Source organism: Luteibacter anthropi (assembly GCF_023699965.1).
Lineage (GTDB): Bacteria > Pseudomonadota > Gammaproteobacteria > Xanthomonadales > Rhodanobacteraceae > Luteibacter > Luteibacter anthropi.
Genome location: NZ_CP077072.1, coordinates 275,874 through 294,589 on the forward strand (window position 1 = coordinate 275,874; position 18,716 = coordinate 294,589).

The window sequence follows — 18,716 nt, forward strand, 5'->3', positions numbered from 1 at the left end:
ACCGCTATCCTCCAGAAGATTTAACCCTAACGGCGAGCCCGCAGCCTAGCGGCGGGTCTCAGCCTCCAGTTTCTTGGCGAAGTCGGCCAGCGGCATGCTGCCCAGATCCTCACCACCGCGCGTACGTACTGACACGGTGCCCGTTTCCTTCTCGCGGTCGCCGACTACGATGAGATAAGGCACCTTCTGCAGCGTGTGCTCGCGGATTTTATATCCGACTTTTTCGTTGCGCAAATCGGCCGCCACCCTGAAGCCTTGTCCCACAAGGGCTTGCGTGACTTCACGCACATAATCGGCCTGGGCGTCGGTGATGCTGAACACCGCTGCCTGAATGGGGGCAAGCCAGGGCGGAAGCAAGCCTGCGTGGTGCTCGATCAGGATACCGATGAAACGCTCCATGGAGCCCACGATGGCCCGGTGGAGCATGACAGGGTGCTGACGCTGGCTGTTTTCGTCCACGTACTCGGCGCCGAGGCGCTCGGGCATCATGAAGTCGACCTGCATCGTGCCGACCTGCCAGGTACGGCCGATCGAATCCTTCATATGGTATTCGATCTTGGGACCGTAGAACGCGCCCTCGCCCGGGAGTTCTTCCCATTCCACGTCAGCCACGGACAGCGCCTTGCGCAGGGCATCCTCCGCCCTGTCCCAGACTTCCTCGGCACCGATGCGCTTTTCCGGGCGCAACGCGATCTTCATCGCGATGTCCTCGAAGCCGAAATCCTGGTACACGGCCATCGCCTGGCGATGGAAGGCCGCCACCTCATCCTCGATCTGTGCCGGGGTGCAGAAGATGTGGCCGTCGTCCTGCGTGAAGGCGCGCACGCGCATGATGCCGTGCAGCGCGCCCGAGGGCTCGTTGCGATGGCAGCCGCCGAACTCGCCGTAGCGGATCGGCAGGTCGCGGTAGCTGTGCAGGTTGGCGTTGAAGATCTGGATGTGACCCGGGCAGTTCATCGGCTTCAGCGCATAGGTGCGCTTCTCCGACTCCGTGAAGAACATGTTCTCCTGGTAGTTGTCCCAGTGGCCGGACTTCTTCCACAGGCTCACGTCCATGATCTGCGGCCCGCGCACTTCCTGGTAGCCGCTGTTGCGGTAGACGCCGCGCACGTACTGCTCGACCACCTGCCAGATGGCCCAGCCCTTCGGGTGCCAGAACACCATGCCCGGGGCTTCTTCCTGCAGGTGGAACAGGTCGAGCTGCTTGGCGATGCGGCGATGGTCGCGCTTCTCGGCTTCTTCCAGCTGGTGCAGGTAGGCCTTGAGATCCTTGTCGTTGAGCCAGGCAGTGCCGTAGATGCGGCTGAGCATCGCGTTGTTGGAGTCGCCACGCCAGTAGGCGCCGGCCACCTTCATCAGCTTGAACGCGCGCAGCTTGCCCGTGTTGGGCACATGCGGGCCGCGGCACAGGTCGGTGAACTCGCCCTGCGTATAGAGCGACAGCTCTTCGCCGGCAGGGATGCTCTCGATGATCTGCGCCTTGTATTCCTCGCCCATGCCACGGAAGAAGGTCACGGCCTCGTCGCGGTCCTTCACCGAACGCGTGACGGGGATGTTCTCCTTGACGATCTTTTCCATCTCGGCCTGGATGGCGTCGAGATCTTCCGGCGTGAAGGGACGCTCGTAGGCGAAGTCGTAATAGAACCCGTTGTCGATCACCGGACCGATCGTGACCTGCGCGCCGGGGAACAGGCGCTGCACGGCCTGGCCCAGCAGGTGGGCCGTGGAGTGGCGGAGGATCTCGAGGGCGTCGGGGCTCTTCTCGGTGACGATTTCGAGCGCGGCGTCGCGGTCGATCGTGTAGCTGGCATCCACCAGCTTGCCGTCGACCTTACCGGCCAGGGTGGCCTTGGCAAGACCGGCGCCGATGGAGGCGGCCACGTCCTGCACGGACACGGGGTGGTCGAAGGGACGCTGGCTGCCGTCGGGGAGCGTGATCTGGATCATGGGAAGCGTTTTCCGGACAAACAAAAAGGGCGCCAGGCGCCCTTCGGATGAAGACGAAGACGTGGCGGGGGAATCAGGTTGGAAAGCGGGTAGTGCTCATGTCGCACACTCGGCCGGCGTTGCCGCGGGCCACCTCTCGTCTCGTAGATACCTGTAAAAAGCTAGTGCAGGGCTGCCTCCATGTCAATCCGGGCGCTCCGTTACAATGGTGATCCGCTCCACAGGCAGGTCATCCCCATGCGCATCCTGGTCACCGGCAGTGCCGGCTTCGTCGGCTCCGCCCTCACCGAGCGCCTGCTCGCGCGTGGCGACACCGTGCTCGGTTTCGACAACCACAACGACTACTACGACCCGGCCCTGAAGGAAGCGCGTCTGGCCCGGTTCGCGAACCACCCGAACTACACGCACCTGCGCGCCGACCTCGCCGAGCAGGCGGCGGTGGACAAGGCCTTTGCGGATTTCCAGCCCGAGCGCGTGGTGAACCTCGCCGCCCAGGCCGGTGTGCGCTATTCGCTCACCCATCCGCATACCTATGTGCAGAGCAACCTGGTGGGCTTCGTGAACGTGCTGGAGGCCTGCCGCCGGCATGAGGTGGGGCATCTGGTCTATGCCTCGTCCAGCTCGGTGTATGGAGCCAATCGCAAGATGCCTTTTGCGGTGGAGGATGCCGTCGACCATCCCGTGAGCCTGTATGCGGCCACGAAGAAGTCCAACGAGCTGATGGCGCATACCTATAGCCACCTGTTCGGCCTGCCGACCACGGGGCTGCGCTTTTTCACCGTGTATGGCCCCTGGGGTCGCCCGGACATGTCGCCGATCCTGTTCGCCAACCGCATCGTGCGAGGCGAACCGATCGACGTGTTCAACCACGGCAACCACAGCCGTGATTTCACCTATATCGACGACATCGTCGAGGGCGTGATCCGCACGCTGGATCATCCGGCGCAGCCCGATCCGTCCTATGACCCGGTGGCGCCGAACCCGGGCAGTTCTGCCGCGCCTTATCGCGTCTACAACATCGGCAACGACGAGCCGGTGCAGTTGATGGACTTCATCGGCCTGCTGGAAAAGCACCTGGGCCGCACGGTGGAAAAGCGCCTGCTGCCGATGCAGCCGGGCGACGTGCCGGATACCTGGGCCGATGTGTCAGCCCTGCGCCGCGACGTGGGCTACGCCCCGTCGACGTCGATCGACGAAGGCCTGCGCAAGTTCGCCGCCTGGTACAAAAGCTTCTACCTGTAGGAGCGCGCCTGCGCGCGACCGGCACAGCGAAACCATTCGTTGAAACCGTCACAACCGTTGAGCAACGACCCGTAACCTGATCACAGCCTCAACGTTTCATTGGTTTGTCGCGCGCAAGGCGCGCTCCTACGAGAAGCGGTGTGCCTTGATGCGATCACGACCGCACCGCTTCGTCGGGTTGTCGCGCGCAGGCGCGCTCCTACAAAAGGCGGGGGAGCAGGCCGGAGGCGCGTCGGGTCTGGCGGGCGATGGCGTAGGCCATGATGTCCGGCGTGGCCAGCAGGGTGAAATGGGTTTTCGCTCGCGTCACGCCGGTGTAAAGCAATTCGCGCGTGAGCACGGCCGAAGGCTCCGTCGGCAAGGCCAGCGCCGTGTGCTCGAACTCCGAACCTTGCGACTTGTGCACCGTCATCGCGTACACCGTCTCCACCGCCGCGAGGCGACTGGGCACGACGAAGCGCACGCGTTCCTTGCCGTGCTCGTCCAGCACGGCGAACACCACCCGCAAGGCCATGCCGCCCTGCCCGTCCGGAATCCACAGGGTGATGCCCACATCACCGTTCATGAGGCCGATGGCGTAGTCGTTGCGGGTCACCATCACCGGGCGGCCTTCGTACCAGTCGCGCTCGATGTCGATCAACCCGCGCGCCGCCAGCCCCTGGGCGATGCGTTCATTCTGCGCCGGCACACCGGTGTCGCCATGCCGCGAGGCGCACAGCAGCTGGAAGCGCGCATAGGCCTGCAGGGCTCCGCCGCCCCAGGCTTCGAAGGCATCGAACGGCGCATCGGGCTGCGGTCTTTCCCGTTCGATCCAGTCGAGATACGCCCGATAGCCCGGCGTGCCTGCGCGTCCCTCGATCGCCAGCGTGGCGATGCCATCGGCCGTGGGTGCCTGGAGAGCGATATCGCCGGAAGACGCCTTGAGGGTCTGCCCCGCCGCCTGCGTATCACCCTGGCGGATGGCATTCGCCAGCGCACCGATGCCACTGTGCTCACCAAACCGGCGACTACGGCGCAGCATCACCACGCGTTGGTCGAGCGCCCTCGCTTCCTCCGGATCACGCCACGCCGCCATATCCACGTCACAGACCTCGGCCAGCCATTGCACCGTATCGGCGTCGTAATGCCCCGCTTCCGCCCGCGCACAGAGATCGCCCAGTACCGCGCCGGCTTCCACCGACGACAGCTGGTCCTTGTCGCCCAGCAGCACCAGCCGCGCATCCGGTGGCAACGCATCGAGCGTGGCGGCCATCATTTCCAGGTCGATCATCGAGGCTTCGTCGATGACCAGCACGTCGAGGTGCAGCGGGTTGTCGCGATCGTGGCGGAAAGCCCTGCTATCCGGCCGGCTGCCAAGCAGTCGGTGCAGCGTGGTGACCTCGGCGGGAATCGCCTGCTTCACCTGTGCATCGACGTTCAGGCGCTCGATCTGTCCTGCAATCGAGGCATTCAAGCGCGCTGCGGCCTTGCCCGTGGGTGCCGCAAGACGGATGCGCAGGCGCGGCTCGCCGCGCCGGACCGCCAATGTCTGTAACAGGCCGAGCAGGCGGACCACCGTGGTTGTCTTGCCCGTGCCCGGACCACCGGTGATGACGGCGAACGCACCGCGCGCCGCGATGGCGCAGGCGATCTTCTGCCAGTCCGGGGACATATCGTCCGGTGGGAACAGACGCGCCAGCTCGGAAGCAAGCCCTTCCGGCGTACCCTCGTGCGCCAGCCGGGAACGAATGGCACCGGCCACCCCCACCTCATATCGCCAGAAGCGGCGCAGGTAGAGCAGGTCGCCATCCAGTACCAGCGGCGATGCGTTGTCTTCGTACGTGGTGGCAACCAACGGTGACTCCCGCAGCTCATCGGCGACATCGTGCAACCATGGCGCACGCTCCGCCAGTTCGTTCACATCGACACAGATATGGCCGTCGCCCAGCTCCTTGCTGGTCATGGCCGCTGCCGCGAGTACGCGGGCATCGGCACTGGCATCCAGCGTTGCGAGGAAACGTGCGAAGGCGCGATCCAGCGGACGAAGCCGCTGCTCGATGACCTCAAGATCCAGCCAGGGCAGGATATCGACCGTCATGGCGTGCGACCTTCGAACAGGGCATCCATGGCCTCGATCATCGCCAGGGGCGGCCGCTCGGCATGAATGCCATGCCCCTCGCCATCCACGCCACGCAGGTAGAGATATACCGCGCCACCGATATGGGTGTCGTAATCGTAGGCATCGCCAAGGCGCGAGCGCAGCAGGCGATGCAGGGCCAGGAGGTATAGCGCGTACTGCAATTCGTAGCGTGCTTCCAGGATCGAATGGCGCATGGCCGCCGCGCCGTAGGCGCCGGCATCGTTGCCCAGCCAGTTCGACTTGTAATCGACCACGTACCAGCGTCCTTCGTGTTCCACGATGAGATCGATGAAGCCCTTGAGCATGCCATTGACCTTTTCGGCGGCCAGCGGCACACGGCGTGCGCCATCCAGCGTGTGCTCGCGTACGATGCGGTCCAGCGCCAGCGTGTCGACGCCACGGGCTTCAAACAGGAACTCAAGCTCCGCGCGATACCGCGACGGATCATCGAAGGATGCCAGCGTCATCGCGCCTCCTGACGGAAGCGCCAGTGGCACCTGCAGCAAGCCCAGCAGCCAGTCTGTCAGCGGGTCGATCCAGGCCGTCCAGCCATGCCGTTCGCAACGGCGCGCCACGGTATCGCGCAGGCGCGGCCTGTCGTGCGCCATGGCCGCGAAGCCCTCATCCGCCATCCATTCCAGCAGGTCGTGCAGGAAGGTGCCGGCATCCGCGCCGCGGTGAAAATCATGAATGCTGCCAGCCACGATGGGCACGACCGGGCGTTCCTCGCGGTATTCCACGATGACGTCGTCGATGGCGGTCTCGGGCGCCGCGCTCTTGTCGTCGTGACGCAAGGCGCTGTAGCTGGCAATCCACCATGGCTCGGCGCGGGCAATCTTCGGCTCGCGTGCGGGCAGGGAACGTACCTCATGCACCGGTGGCACGTAGACGGCATCATCCGGCTCGGGCACGTATTCCACGACGATCGACGCCACGCCGCCTTTCAGTTCCTGGAGCAGGTTGGCAAGCACGCCATTGTCGATCTCCGCACCGCCACGCAGGAGGTGGCCGAACGCGGAGCGATGCACCTGGGGTTTCTTCGCCGCGTTGTAGCAGACCGGCGCCACGCCCAGCCAGCAGGCATGACGCGCACGCGTCAGCGCCACGTACAGCAGGCGCAGGTCTTCCTGCAACGAAGCACGCTCGGCGGCCTCCTTGGCTTCGCGCACGGCATCGCTGCCGCTGGCGCTGGCCGAAAGCAGCTCGATCTGCGCCGACTCGCCGTCGTGGTAACGATAGCCCTGCCCGGCACGCAGACCGCCCTGCCCACAGACGAAGGGCAGGAACACCAGCGGGTATTCCAGGCCTTTCGACTTGTGGATGGTGACCACCTTCACCAGGTCATCGTCGCTCTCCAGGCGAACGATCTGCTCGTCGCCCGTGTGCCCGGCACGATCCGCAATGCGCTCGGCCAGGTGGCGGATCAGCGCCTGCTCCCCTTCGATGGTGGACGCGGCGTGCTGCAACAACTCGGCCAGATGCAGCAGGTTGGTAAGGCTGCGCTCGCCGCCGGGCAACGAAAGCAGACGCCCCGGCAGGTCGAACTCGTGCAGCATTCGGTGCAGCATGGCCAGCACGCCGGCCTTGCGCCAGACCTCGCGCAGGGCGAACAACTGCTGTCCGCGATGCTCCCAGTGACGCTCGTCGAGATTGAGCTTTTCCAGTTCCGCGTAGCCCAGGTCGAGTGTACGCGTCGCCAGTGCGGCGCGCATCGCGCCATCGGAGGTGGGCTCGGCGACGGCGCGCAGCCAGAACAGCAGGTCGCTGGCCTCGACGCTGTCCAGCACCGAGTCGCGATCGGAAAGGAATACGCTACGCACGCGGCGCGCCGACAAGGCAGCACGCATCTCGGCCGCTTCGTTGTGGCTGCGCACGAGGATGGCGATATCTGCCGGTGCCAGCGAAACATGCCGGCCGTCGGCCGTCTCGAAACCGCAACGGCCGTGCGCCGCCGCATCCAGCAGGCGCACGATCTCGCTGGCGCATGCCTCCGCCATCTGCTGACGGTACATGCGCACACCGACCGGCGTCTCGTCGTCGAGCAGCCATAGTCGCAGGGCCGGCTGCGGCTCGCCATCGCGCACGAAACGCTCGTCCCTGCCCCGCGCCCTGACCGGCTCGAAGGGCAGCCCGCGATCCGCAAAGTGGAAGGCACCGGTCGCATGCGATTCGGCCCGCACGAAAAGCCGGTTCACGGCCTCCACCATGCCCACGCTGGATCGGTGATTGGTGTCGAGGCTGTAATGCGGCGCCATCGCTTCCGCGCGCGCCGTGAGATACGTGTGGATATCCGCGCCGCGAAACGCGTAGATGGCCTGTTTCGGATCGCCGATGAGTAGCAGCCCCGTGCCTTCCGCCTGCGCATACACGGCGCGGAAGATGCGGTACTGCAACGGATCGGTGTCCTGGAATTCGTCGATCAGGGCCAGCGGAAACTGCTGCCGGATGGTGGCTGCCAGATCACCGCCCGACGGCCCTGCCAGCGCGGCATCCAGACGCAACAACAGGTCGTCGAAGCCGATCTGCGCACGACGTCGCTTCTGCATGACGAAGCGCTGGCGCACCCACGACATCGCTTCGGCGAGGATCGCGTGACGTACCACCACCTTGCCAGCCTGCCATTCGTTCCAGTGTTCCAGCGCGCCGAAGGCGGGATGCTCTGGAGAGCTCTTGCCCTTGCCGGTGGCCTTGCCCAGGCGCGATGTCGAATAACGCGCGATGTCGAACCCCAATGCATCGCCGCTCGTCGCCCAGCGACGCATCGCCATCATGTCCGACGGCATACGCTCCGGGCGATACCAGCCGTTGTGCAGCACCTTGTCGCGCACGGCAGCCAGCAACATGGCGTCGAGGTCATCGGCGGCGTGACGCCACGTGGCGGCCGCGTCGTCCAGGCGCCCGCGATCTTCTTCGTCCCAGCGGCGACGCTCGGCCAGCACCTCGTTGGCGGCGACGTCTTCCCGCAGCACCTCGCCATCGACGCGCAGCACGGCTTCGCCGCCGAACAGCAAGGGCTTCAGGTCGCGCATCAGCGCATCCGGCGTGCGCCATTCTTCCAGCACGGGGGCCAGCTGGGCTTCGTCCAGAGGATAAAAAGCCTTGCGCCAGTAGTCGCGCACGCACTCGGCCAGGAGTTCGGTTTCGTCCGGTTCCAGCGTCTGCGCAAAGGCATGACCGCTGCCGAATGCATGCTGGGTCAGCATGCGCTGGCTCCAGCCATGGATGGTGAAGATGGCCGCCTCGTCCATCCATTGCGCAGCCAGTTCCAGACGGCGCGCACAGGAAGGCCAGGTGTCCGCGGGCAGGTCCGCCAGCAGGTCCGCCAGGAAGGCTTCACTGGCTGTTCCGGCCCGGAACGCCCGGGCTGCATCCACCAGCCGCGCGCGGATACGCTCGCGCAGTTCCTGCGTGGCGGCCTCGGTGAAGGTCACCACGAGGATCTGCGGCGGCAGCAGCGGCTGCCCCGTGCCATGCCCCAGCACGGCACGCACGTAGAGGGCCGCGATGGTCCAGGTCTTGCCGGTACCTGCACTGGCCTCGATCAGACGCATGCCGTCGAGCGGCATGGCCAGCGGACGCAAGGGCTGTGCGGAACTCATGCGCTGCCCTCCACCCGCAGAACCCCGAGAAAATCACGGTAAGGACCGAGCCAGTCGGGGAATCCGCCGTCCATCAGGGTGTTGAACGACGGCCACGCGCGTGTCAGGTAAGGATCGCCATCGACCTCGCCGTGCGTGCGATCCTGCGCGCCTTCGTAGGCCGTGCGCGCCTTGCCCGGGGCGTTCTCTGCCGTATCGGCCGTCAGCCACGCCAGCGCCGTGCGAGCAGCCATGGGAAGCGGACGGGTCATGCCCTCGCGCCAGCTGCGCAACAAGGAGGCGAGCATGCGGCGGGCGTCGTCGGTGTCCAGCGGCGCCATCACGAGGGTGGCGTCGGGCCCGATATAGCGGCTTTCCAGGGCAAGTCCTGCGGCCTGCGCTACCAGATGGTCGGCCCAGGGCATCACCAGACGATGCAGCTTTGGCGCGCCATCGGCGTCGAGCACGCCGGATGGCGAGGGCAGCAACCAGGCCAGGCGTCCGTCAGCATCCATGCGCAGGTCGGCCAGCCAGTCCTCGATGGACAGGCCCTCGATATCGATGCGCACCTCGCGCTTGCCGGCGTCATGCGGCCACGCGCGACGCTCCGTGAGATAACGGCCGTGCACGGCTTGCGCCGCTTCGACGAGATCGCGACGCAAGGGCCCAGCGAAACCACCCATGGGCAGCACGCCACTGCGTTGCAGGCGCGCAGCGGCGAGATCGATGGCAGCGTTGCCGCCCTCGTCGCGCAGGGCGGCACGCAGGAGGGTGTCGGTCATCGCGTAGCGGTCGAGGCCATCGAGGCTGAAGGGTTCCAGCTCGTCGCTGGCCACGTCAGGTGCCTCGAAGCGCACGCCGAGCCGGCCCTGGAAGAATTCACGCACGGGATGGCGCAAGAAACGCCGCAGCGTGGCCAGCGTGAGCGGACGCTCAACGACCGGGGCGGCCAGCGTCACGTCTTCGCGCTTGTCGCGCATCGCATGGACTTCGCGCCATTCGTTGGCATAGGTGAACAGGCGTGGATCGCCTGCCTGGAAATAGTCGCGACCAAACGGTTGCAGCGGGTGCTCCACGGTGAGCGCGGCAAGCGAGCCACTGCCGTCACCGGCACGCCAGCCGGCCGCGAGATAGTCGCGCAGCTGTCCCACAAGCACGGAAGGCGCGCGTTCGCTGTTATCGCGCACGCTGCGTCCCACCCAGCCGATATGCAGGGCGTCGCGCGCCGACAGCAGGGCTTCGAGGAAGAGATAGCGATCGTCCTCGCGACGCGAACGGTCGCCAGGGCGCCATGCGCCCGCCCGCGACATGAGGTCGAAATCCATCGGAGGCCGCGCACGCGGATAGTCGCCGTCGTTCATGCCCAGCAGGCAGACGATGCGAAACGGAATGGCACGCATCGGCATCAGGGTGCCGAAGCTCACTGCGCCAGCAAGAAAGCGCTTGGAAAGGCCGCCATCGTCCAGGCCACCCAGCCATGCCTCGCGTACGACATCGACAGGCAAGGGCTCGGCGAAGCTGGCTTCCGCGCAGGCGGTCTCCCATGCATCGAGGGCGTCGTGCAGGCGTTCGAGACTCATGCGGTCGTCGGCGTCCGCGGGATCGACGAAATCGCGCAGCAGATGCCGCAGGCGCTCGGCCCAAGCGGCAGGCGCAACGCGCTCGCTCATCGCCCGCCAGTGCTCGCCCAGGCGGTCGAGAAGATCAGCCAGGGGGCCGACGAGGTGCGCATCGAGGCCACCGACCTCTCCATAGGGCTCGATGTCGCCCCAGGCCTCTCCATCGCCCACGGCATAGCCGAGCAACATGCGGCGCAGGCCGAAGGCCCAGGTGTTCTGCGTCAATGCCGGCAGATCGAGGGAGGCACGCTGCTCGGCGTCCAGGCCCCAGCGGATGCCGGCGCCTTCGACCCAGCGATGCAGCAACGGCAGGTCGTCGTCGCTTAGCCCGAAGCGCTGGCGCACGGCGGGTATGTCGAGCAGGTCGGCCAGCTCGCCCGCGCCGAAGCGCGATTCGGTCATCGCCAGCAGCATGTCCAGCGCCACCACCAGCGGCACGCTGCCGCGCGAGGCGCGGTCGGCCACGCTGTAGGGAATGAAACGCGGATCGTCGCGCGGCACGCGGCCGAACACGGCATCGATGTGCGGGCCGTAGGTCTCGATGTCCGGCACCATCACGATGACATCGCGCGGACGGATGGGGTCGCCCGCCAGCGTCGACGCTTCGAAGCGCGCGAGCAACTGATCGTGCAGGATCTCCACCTCGCGCTGTGGCCCATGGGCCACGTGGAACGCGATGGAATGATCACCGGACGCCAGCATGACGGGTTCGGCAGGTGGCGGTTCCAGATCGAGGATGGCCGCCTGCACCTGGCCCAGCAGATGCGTGTTTGCCGGTTCGGCGAACAGGTCGATACGTTGGTCCCAGGCGGTGAAGCGCTCGCGGTACGACTCCGGGTGATCGAACTCGTCAAGCAGGCGGATGTAGTCGCGCCCCTGCTTGCCCCAGGCCGCCAGCAGCGGCTGGGCAAACAGGTGCATGTCTTCGTCGGACAGCGATAGCGGCATGCCCGGCTTCGCCGTCTGGCGGCGACGCTCCGCACGCAACAGTTCGCGATCGTCGACGATATCCGCCCAGTAATGCCGGCATGGATTCATCACCACCAGCACCACCTGCGACCAGCGTCCCAGTGCGGACAACGCCTCCAGTGTCTGCCGTGGCAATGACGACATGCCGAACACGACGATGCGGCGTGGCAACGCGGCAGGTCGCGTCGTCGCCCCGGCGACGGCACGCAGGAATCGCGCATGCACGGCCGCGCGATGACCATCGGCCTCCTGCGGGCCCACGTCGTCGAGCAGGCGTCGCCACAAGGCGGCCTGCCAGCGATCGGCCTCGATCATGGCGGGCGCGCCACCGCGCGCGTCGCGCAGGATGTCCTGCCCGGCCGCCCAGTCTTCGAGCCAGTCGGCGCGATAGACCTGATATTGGTCGTAGAGATCAGCCAGGCGCTCGGCAAGCTGATGACACTTACGGGCATCCTCGCCGTCGCCCAGGAAGGCGGCCAGCGGCTCGAACACCGGCTCGCGAGCCAGCGACGGCAGCAACCGCATCAGTCGCCAGACCAGCCGCGACTTGTCGAAGGGCGATTCCTTGGGCACGGCCTCGATGCCGAGCACGGCGCGATAGGCCTGCCACAGGAAACGACCGGGCAACTGCACATCCACGGCGGCCGCGATACCCAGGCCGCCTTCGTTCACGCCACGCGCCAGAGCCAGTCGGAACCACTGGGCGATGCCGTTGGACTGCACCAGCACGTGCTCGTCTTCCAGCGGCCCCAGGGGCGCACGACGCAGCCACGCCGCCAGCACGTCACGTAGTTCTTCCAGGCGATTGCCGTGCAGGACCATCAGGCCCGGCGCGATGTCGTTGCGCTCAGTCAAAAAGATGCCCCACGGCAGGTCCGGCGCCCATCCTGGCCCCTGTGCGTCTCAAGCCGTGAGACCTCAGAACGGCTTGGCCACGACAAGGAAGATGATCGCCAGCAGGACCAGCACGGGCAGCTCGTTGAAGATGCGCAGCGTCTTGCCGCTGGGCAGCGCGCCACCGGCCATGCTGCGCTTGAGCAGGCGCCCGTTCCAGATGAAATAGGCCAGCATCACGGCCACCAGGGTCAGCTTGGCATGCAGCCAGCCGCCCGTGATGCCGAAATAGAGCCAGAGCACCAGGCCGAACAGGAAGGCCATGCCGAACATGCTGTGGCCGAACTTGTAGAGACGACGCGCCATCAGCTCCAGCCGGGCTCTCACGGCCGGCTCGTCGCCCGCCTCGACCACGTTGACCAGGATGCGCGGCAGGTAGAACACCGTCGCCATCCAGGCGATGACGAACAGGATATGCAGGGACTTGGTCAGCAAATAGGCCACCGTCTGGCGCTCCCTCGTGAAAGGTCGCCAGTGTAGCCGCTGGCACGGCCAACCCGGTGCGGCACAGCGCCCCGGGGGCGGCACGTATCCCGGGCCCCGGCTCTTCTATATAATGCAAATCATTCTTATTAACATTCGTTATTTCTTTCGTTCTCGCCAGCCCAGGATCCACCATGTCCCGCCCCCGCTTCTCCCCCGCCCGCCTTGCGGCTTCGGTCCGTCTCGCCCTCGCGAGCACCCTCATCCTCGCCACCGCCGCCCATGCCGCGGATGCCGACGTCCCCGACAGCCAGCGGAAGGCCAACGAGAACTCCACCACCCTGTCGGGTGTGCAGGTGCAGGCCAACGTCGCCCCGCCCACCGCCGCCTACGCTGGCGGCCAGGTCGCCAGGGGCGGTCGTTTCGGCGTGCTGGGCAACCAGGACACGATCAACGTGCCCTTCAGCATGACCAGCTATACGGATACGCTGATCCGGGCTCAGCAGGCGCGCACCCTGGGTGATGTCGTGGACAACGACCCTGCCGTGCGCACCGGCTTCGGCTATGGCAACTACTCGCAGGTGTTCACCATCCGCGGCTTCCAGTTGGACAGTGACGACATTGGCTTCGACGGTCTCTACGGCCTGCTGCCGCGCCAGCTGCTCGCCCCCGAACTGATCAGCCGCGTGGAAGTGTTCAAGGGTTCCAACGCCTTCCTCAACGGCATGAGCGTCGGCGGCTCAGGCATCGGCGGCGCCATCAACATCGCGCCCAAGCGTGCTGAAAAAGACCCCATCACCCGCGTCGGTGTCGATTACGGCAGCGACAGCCAGATCGGCGAAACGGTAGACATCGGCCGTCGCTTCGGCGCCAATAATGAATTCGGCCTGCGCGTGAATGCCGTGCACCGCGAAGGCGGCACCGCCATCGATGGCGAGAAGCGTCGTGTCACCGCGGCTTCGGTGGCGTTCGACTACCAGGGCGAGCGCCTGCGCATCACCACCGATGTCGGCTACCAGAAGCAGGTGATCGACGGTGGCCGTTCGGTCGTCTTCATCGGCAGCGCCACCAGCGTGCCGCGTGCGCCGTCGGCCAAGACCAACTACTCGCAGGCGTGGTCCGGCTCATCGCTGGAAGACACCTTCGGCGTTGTCCGTGCCGAATACGACTTCACGCCGTGGCTTGCAGGTTACGTCGCTGCCGGTGCGCATCACGGAAACGAGTTCGGCGATTACGTAAGCCCCACGCTGAAGAACAACGTCGGCGATGCGACCGAAGGCCGTTTCACCGTGCCTTACATTGCCGACACCGGCACGGGTGAAGCGGGCTTCAATGCCAACTTCAACACCGGCGATGTGACCCACCGCGTTACCCTTGGTTTCTCGGCGCTCAGCACGAACAAGAAGGCTGCCTACGCGGGCTCCAGCTCGTTTACCACCAACATCTACGACCCCGTGCAGGTCGCATTGCCGAACTACTCTTATAACGTTGGCCCGATCAGCAGCCCGGGTTATACCGGTCGCACGCAGCTGCGCAGCCTCGTGCTGTCCGATACGCTCGGCTTTCTCGACGATCGCCTCCAGGTTACCGTGGGTGCGCGTCGCCAAAAGCTGCACGTGGTCGGTTACGCCTACGCCGTCAACGGCGTGAGCGGTGCGAAGAATTCGGAGTACGAGCAGTACTCCACGAGCCCGGTCGTCGGCGTCAATTTCCGCCTCAGCGACCAGTGGGCGATCTACGCCAACCACATCGAAGCGCTTACGCAGGGCGGCCAGGCGCCGGTCAATTTCAACGGCAAGCCGGTCACCAACAGCGGCCAGGTGTTCGCCCCGTACAAGGCCAAGCAGAACGAAGTCGGCGTGAAGTGGGATGCAGGCAACATCGGCAGCAGCCTCGGCCTGTACCAGATCAAGCAGCCGAGCGCCTATGTCGATGCGAGCAACACCTATGTGGTGGATGGCGAGCAGCGTAACCGTGGCGTCGAATGGAGCTTCTTCGGCGAACCGGTGAAGGGCCTGCGCATCCTGGGTGGTGCCAACTACGTGCAGCCGGAACTGATGAAGACGCAGGGCGACCTCAACAACGGCCACGACGCCATCGGCGTACCGCGCTTCCAGGCCAACGCTGGCGTGGAGTGGACCATTCCGAACACACCGGATCTCACCTTCAGTGCGCGTGCGGTGCGTACGGGCAAGCAGTATCTCGACGCGGCCAATGCACTGCGTGTTCCGGCGTGGACCACCTACGACATCGGCGCTCGCATCACGCCGACGCTGGAAGGCAAGCCGGTCACGTTCAACGTGAGCGTCGAGAACCTGACCAACAAGGGTTACTGGGCATCCGCCACCGGCGGCTACCTGACGCAGGGCATGCCGCGCACGGTGATGGTGTCGGCGATGTTCGATCTTTGATGGGTGATGCGGGGGGGGGGAGCGGCTTTTTCGCTCTCCCGCTTGCACTTCGGGGGCGCGGTTTGTTGCGCTTGGCTTCGTAGGGTGGGCTCGCCTTTCGGCCTCGCGCCCGGCGCTGGAACGTGGCGTGTTGTAGGAGCGCGCCTGCGCGCGACCGGTCATCGCGAACATCATCATCGTTTCGATATCACCAGTCGCGCGCAAGCACGCTCCTACAACGTCACTACCAAAGGGGTGGAAGCCGATCGCATCGGCGATTCGGAGAAGCAGCAACGCCGCGTTTCATCGATGCATCCACCGGATGACACCCTGAACCTTCCACCGCGACAACACCCAGAACGCCACCGCACCCGACCTCGCCAATCCCATCCCAGTCATCGCCAGGCGAAACAACACGAACGTGGTTTCGTCCTTCGGATGTATCCACACCATCGCGACCACGCCTCTCTGTAGGAGCGCGCCTTGCGCGCGACCGGTTGTCGCGAACATCATCAACACCTCGTATTGACCGGTCGCGCGCGAGGCGCGCTCCTACAGGGGTATCGAATCGGTGGGAGGCAGTTGGCCGCGATGGGGCCTGAGGATAGCGGCAAAGAAAAAGGAGCCTCGCGGGCTCCTTATGTCTTTGTCTTCATTCCACTGACCCGATGGAGGGAAAGTGGTGGGCGGTACAAGGATCGAACTTGTGACCCCTACCATGTCAAGGTAGTGCTCTACCGCTGAGCTAACCGCCCGGAAGAGCTGCGCAGTTTACCGGCACCCGACCCCTCGTGCAAGGGGTTCGGTGAAAATTCACCGCAGGGCCCGTTCCCGCAGGCGGTGGATCTCGTCGCGCAGCTTGCCGGCCTCCTCGAATTCGAGGTTCTGGGCGTGTTTGTACATGCGGGCCTCCAGCTTCTTGATCGTGGAGCCCACCTGCTCCGGGCTGAGCGAGGCGTAGTCGGCGGCCTGCTCGGTCACCTTCTTCGCATCCTTGCCCTTCTTGCCCTTGCCGCGCGAGCCCACGTCGGCGCGGGCGCCTTCCATGATGTCGGCGATGCGGCGGACTACGGTCTTCGGGGTGATGCCGTGGGCCGTGTTGTATTCGATCTGCTTCTCGCGGCGACGGGCGGTCTCGTCCATCGCATCCTTCATCGAACGCGTGATCTCGTCCGCATAGAGGATCGCCTTGCCGCGCACGTTTCGCGCCGCACGGCCGATGGTCTGGATCAGCGAGCGGGTGGAACGCAGGAAGCCTTCCTTGTCGGCATCGAGCACCGCCACCAGCGACACCTCGGGCATGTCCAGGCCTTCGCGCAACAGGTTGATGCCCACCAACACGTCGAACTCGCCCAGGCGCAGGTCGCGGATGATTTCCGTGCGTTCCACCGTCTCGATATCCGAGTGCAGGTAGCGCACCTTTACGTCGTGTTCCGCAAGGTAATCGGTGAGGTTTTCCGACATGCGCTTGGTCAGCGTGGTGACCAGCACGCGGTCTCCCATGGCGATACGCAGGCGGATCTCGCCCAGCAGGTCGTCCACCTGAGTGCGTACCGGGCGCACCTCCACTTCCGGATCGATCAGGCCTGTGGGGCGCACCACCAGTTCGACGATATTGTCTTCGGCTTGTTCAAGCTCGTACTTCGCCGGCGTAGCCGAAACATAGATCGCGCGCGGCTTGCGGCGCTCCCATTCCTCGAAGCGCAGCGGTCGGTTGTCCATCGCCGACGGCAGGCGGAAACCGAACTCCACCAGGGTCTCCTTGCGCGAACGGTCGCCCTTGTACATGGCGCCCAGCTGCGGCACGGTGACGTGCGATTCGTCCACCACCATCAGTGCATCGGGCGGCAGGTAATCGAACAGGGTCGGCGGCGGCTCGCCCGGACCGCGGCGGGTCATGTGGCGCGAATAGTTCTCGATGCCCTGGCAGAAACCCACCTCGGCCATCATTTCCAGGTCGAAACGCGTGCGTTGTTCAAGGCGCTGCGCCTCCACGAGCTTATTGTCCCGATACAGCTGCTCCAGGCGCTCCGACAGCTCGACCTTGATCGTCTCCATAGCGTTCAGCACGCTCTGCCGCGTGGTGGCGTAATGGGTCTTCGGATACACGGTGTAGCGCGGTACGCGGCGCAGCGTTTCACCGGTGAGCGGATCGAACAGCGAGAGGTTTTCGACATCGCCGTCGAACAACTCGATGCGCAGGGCCTCGCTCTCGGATTCGGCCGGGAACACGTCGATCACCTCGCCGCGCACGCGATATGTACCGCGGCGCAGTTCCATCTCGTTGCGGATGTACTGCAACTCCGTGAGCTGGCGGATCAGCGCGCGCTGGTCGATATGCTCGCCACGCGAGAGGATCAGGCGGAGGCTCATGTAGTCCTCCGGATCGCCCAGGCCGTAGATGGCGGAGACGGTCGCCACGATCAGTGCATCCTTGCGCGACAGTAATGCCTTCGTGGCCGCCAGGCGCATCTGCTCGATGTGATCGTTGATGCTCGAATCCTTCTCGATGAAGGTATCCGAGGCCACCACGTACGCTTCGGGCTGGTAGTAGTCGTAGTAGCTGACGAAGTACTCCACCGCGTTGTTCGGGAAGAACTCCTTGAACTCGCCGTACAGCTGCGCCGCCAGCGTCTTGTTCGGTGCCAGCACGATGGTCGGCTTCTGCACCTGCTCGATCACGTTGGCGATCGTGAAGGTCTTGCCCGAGCCGGTCACGCCAAGCAGGGTCTGCGCCGCCAGGCCGGCCTCGAAGCCGTCGACGAGCTTGCGGATGGCCTCCGGCTGGTCGCCGGACGGCTTGTAGGGGGAAACGAGCTGGAAGCGATCAGTCATAGATGACGAAATGCGGGTGCGGACCCCGAGTTTAAAGCGCGGGCGCCCACGCGGCGTGACGTAGCCGGCTGGCGGCGAATGACTGCTGACAAACCCAGTATCAGGTGCTCCGCCTGGATATCCGATGCCACACCACCCTTCCCCGGGCTTTACCCTCGCCGAACTGGTCGTGGTGCTTGCCATCGTGGGCCTGCTGGCCGCCCTCGCCGTGCCGGCCTATCGGGAGACCACCATGCGCCGGCAATTGCGTATCGCCGCCGAGGAACTACGGGCCGACCTGGATCGAGCCCGGCTACTCGCCATCACCACTGGCGAGCCGGTGCACGTCATCGCCCACGACGGCACACGGAGCTGGGCCGGGGGCTGGAGTGCCCGGCAACGCGGCGGCATCGTGACTTCCATCGGGCATCCGCCGCTGGATGCCCATTTCCGCACAGGGCGTCGCCAGCCATCCATGATTCAGTTCAAACCCGATGGCACCGTCATCCAGGGCCACACCCTTACATTGTGCGCAAGGAAGCAGCCAGCGACCGCCATGTCCATCGTCATTGCGCTCGCGGGGCGCATACGTACCGACGCCTCCGACCCGGCCGATGCCCGCGATTGCGCGCGATGATACCCAACGAAAAAGCCACGCATTCCTGCGTGGCTTTCGATACGGCGGGACACCTGCGACAAGTGGCGTAAGCACCTTCAGGCG

Annotated in this window: 9 protein-coding genes and 1 tRNA gene; 3 read left to right on the forward strand and 7 right to left on the reverse strand. The window is 65.4% G+C overall.

Going from position 1 to position 18,716, the window contains the following annotated elements; genetic code table 11:
- Positions 1-45 precede the first annotated feature (45 nt).
- Positions 46-1,947: a threonine--tRNA ligase gene (gene thrS / locus KR767_RS01280; protein ID WP_250877862.1), complete on the reverse strand. Its 1,902-nt coding sequence runs from the start codon at positions 1,945-1,947 to the stop codon at positions 46-48.
- A 237-nt stretch (positions 1,948-2,184) separates the two neighbouring features.
- On the opposite strand from thrS, the gene KR767_RS01285 reads away from it, so the two are divergent.
- Positions 2,185-3,189 (forward strand): NAD-dependent epimerase, encoded by a 1,005-nt coding sequence (locus KR767_RS01285; protein ID WP_250877863.1) that lies wholly within the window; start codon positions 2,185-2,187, stop codon positions 3,187-3,189.
- A 199-nt stretch (positions 3,190-3,388) separates the two neighbouring features.
- Here the strand turns inward: KR767_RS01285 and recD are convergent, their stop codons facing one another.
- The 4 genes from recD to KR767_RS01305 form a co-directional block, all read right to left on the reverse strand.
- Complete coding sequence (gene recD, locus KR767_RS01290; RefSeq protein WP_250877864.1) at positions 3,389-5,266, reverse strand: exodeoxyribonuclease V subunit alpha; 1,878 nt, start codon at positions 5,264-5,266, stop codon at positions 3,389-3,391.
- On the reverse strand, positions 5,263-8,907 hold the full coding sequence (gene recB / locus KR767_RS01295) for an exodeoxyribonuclease V subunit beta (RefSeq protein ID WP_250877865.1): 3,645 nt from the start codon (positions 8,905-8,907) through the stop codon (positions 5,263-5,265). Before recB ends, recD begins: the two co-directional genes overlap by 4 nt.
- A complete protein-coding gene (recC, locus tag KR767_RS01300; RefSeq protein ID WP_250877866.1) occupies positions 8,904-12,329 on the reverse strand; it encodes an exodeoxyribonuclease V subunit gamma in 3,426 nt (1,141 codons plus the stop codon). Before recC ends, recB begins: the two co-directional genes overlap by 4 nt.
- A gap of 63 nt (positions 12,330-12,392) precedes the next feature.
- On the reverse strand, positions 12,393-12,761 hold the full coding sequence (locus KR767_RS01305; RefSeq protein ID WP_243853361.1) for a CopD family protein: 369 nt from the start codon (positions 12,759-12,761) through the stop codon (positions 12,393-12,395).
- Between the two features lie 224 nt (positions 12,762-12,985).
- Here KR767_RS01305 and KR767_RS01310 point away from each other — a divergent pair, with 224 nt between their 5' ends.
- Positions 12,986-15,202, forward strand: a complete 2,217-nt coding sequence (locus KR767_RS01310) for a TonB-dependent receptor (RefSeq protein WP_250877867.1) — start codon at positions 12,986-12,988, stop codon at positions 15,200-15,202.
- Between the two features lie 659 nt (positions 15,203-15,861).
- On the opposite strand, the gene KR767_RS01315 is transcribed toward KR767_RS01310, so the two are convergent.
- Both KR767_RS01315 and uvrB read right to left on the reverse strand, forming a co-directional pair.
- Positions 15,862-15,936 (reverse strand) — tRNA-Val (locus KR767_RS01315).
- A gap of 58 nt (positions 15,937-15,994) precedes the next feature.
- Complete coding sequence (gene uvrB, locus KR767_RS01320) at positions 15,995-18,016, reverse strand: excinuclease ABC subunit UvrB (protein WP_250877868.1); 2,022 nt, start codon at positions 18,014-18,016, stop codon at positions 15,995-15,997.
- A 124-nt stretch (positions 18,017-18,140) separates the two neighbouring features.
- On the opposite strand from uvrB, the gene KR767_RS01330 reads away from it, so the two are divergent.
- On the forward strand, positions 18,141-18,632 hold the full coding sequence (locus tag KR767_RS01330; protein WP_284732863.1) for a GspH/FimT family pseudopilin: 492 nt from the start codon (positions 18,141-18,143) through the stop codon (positions 18,630-18,632).
- Positions 18,633-18,716: the final 84 nt, after the last annotated feature.

Excerpts from the sequence above, each read along its gene's own strand:
- KR767_RS01285 (WP_250877863.1), top strand. The coding sequence starts at position 2,185 with ATGCGCATCCTGGTCACCGGCAGTGCCGGCTTCGTCGGCTCCGCCCTC.
- recB (WP_250877865.1), bottom strand. The coding sequence starts at position 8,907 with ATGAGTTCCGCACAGCCCTTGCGTCCGCTGGCCATGCCGCTCGACGGC.
- uvrB (WP_250877868.1), bottom strand. The coding sequence starts at position 18,016 with ATGACTGATCGCTTCCAGCTCGTTTCCCCCTACAAGCCGTCCGGCGAC.
- recD (WP_250877864.1), bottom strand. The coding sequence starts at position 5,266 with ATGACGGTCGATATCCTGCCCTGGCTGGATCTTGAGGTCATCGAGCAG.
- thrS (WP_250877862.1), bottom strand. The coding sequence starts at position 1,947 with ATGATCCAGATCACGCTCCCCGACGGCAGCCAGCGTCCCTTCGACCAC.
- KR767_RS01330 (WP_284732863.1), top strand. The coding sequence starts at position 18,141 with ATGCCACACCACCCTTCCCCGGGCTTTACCCTCGCCGAACTGGTCGTG.
- KR767_RS01310 (WP_250877867.1), top strand. The coding sequence starts at position 12,986 with ATGTCCCGCCCCCGCTTCTCCCCCGCCCGCCTTGCGGCTTCGGTCCGT.
- KR767_RS01305 (WP_243853361.1), bottom strand. The coding sequence starts at position 12,761 with ATGGCGACGGTGTTCTACCTGCCGCGCATCCTGGTCAACGTGGTCGAG.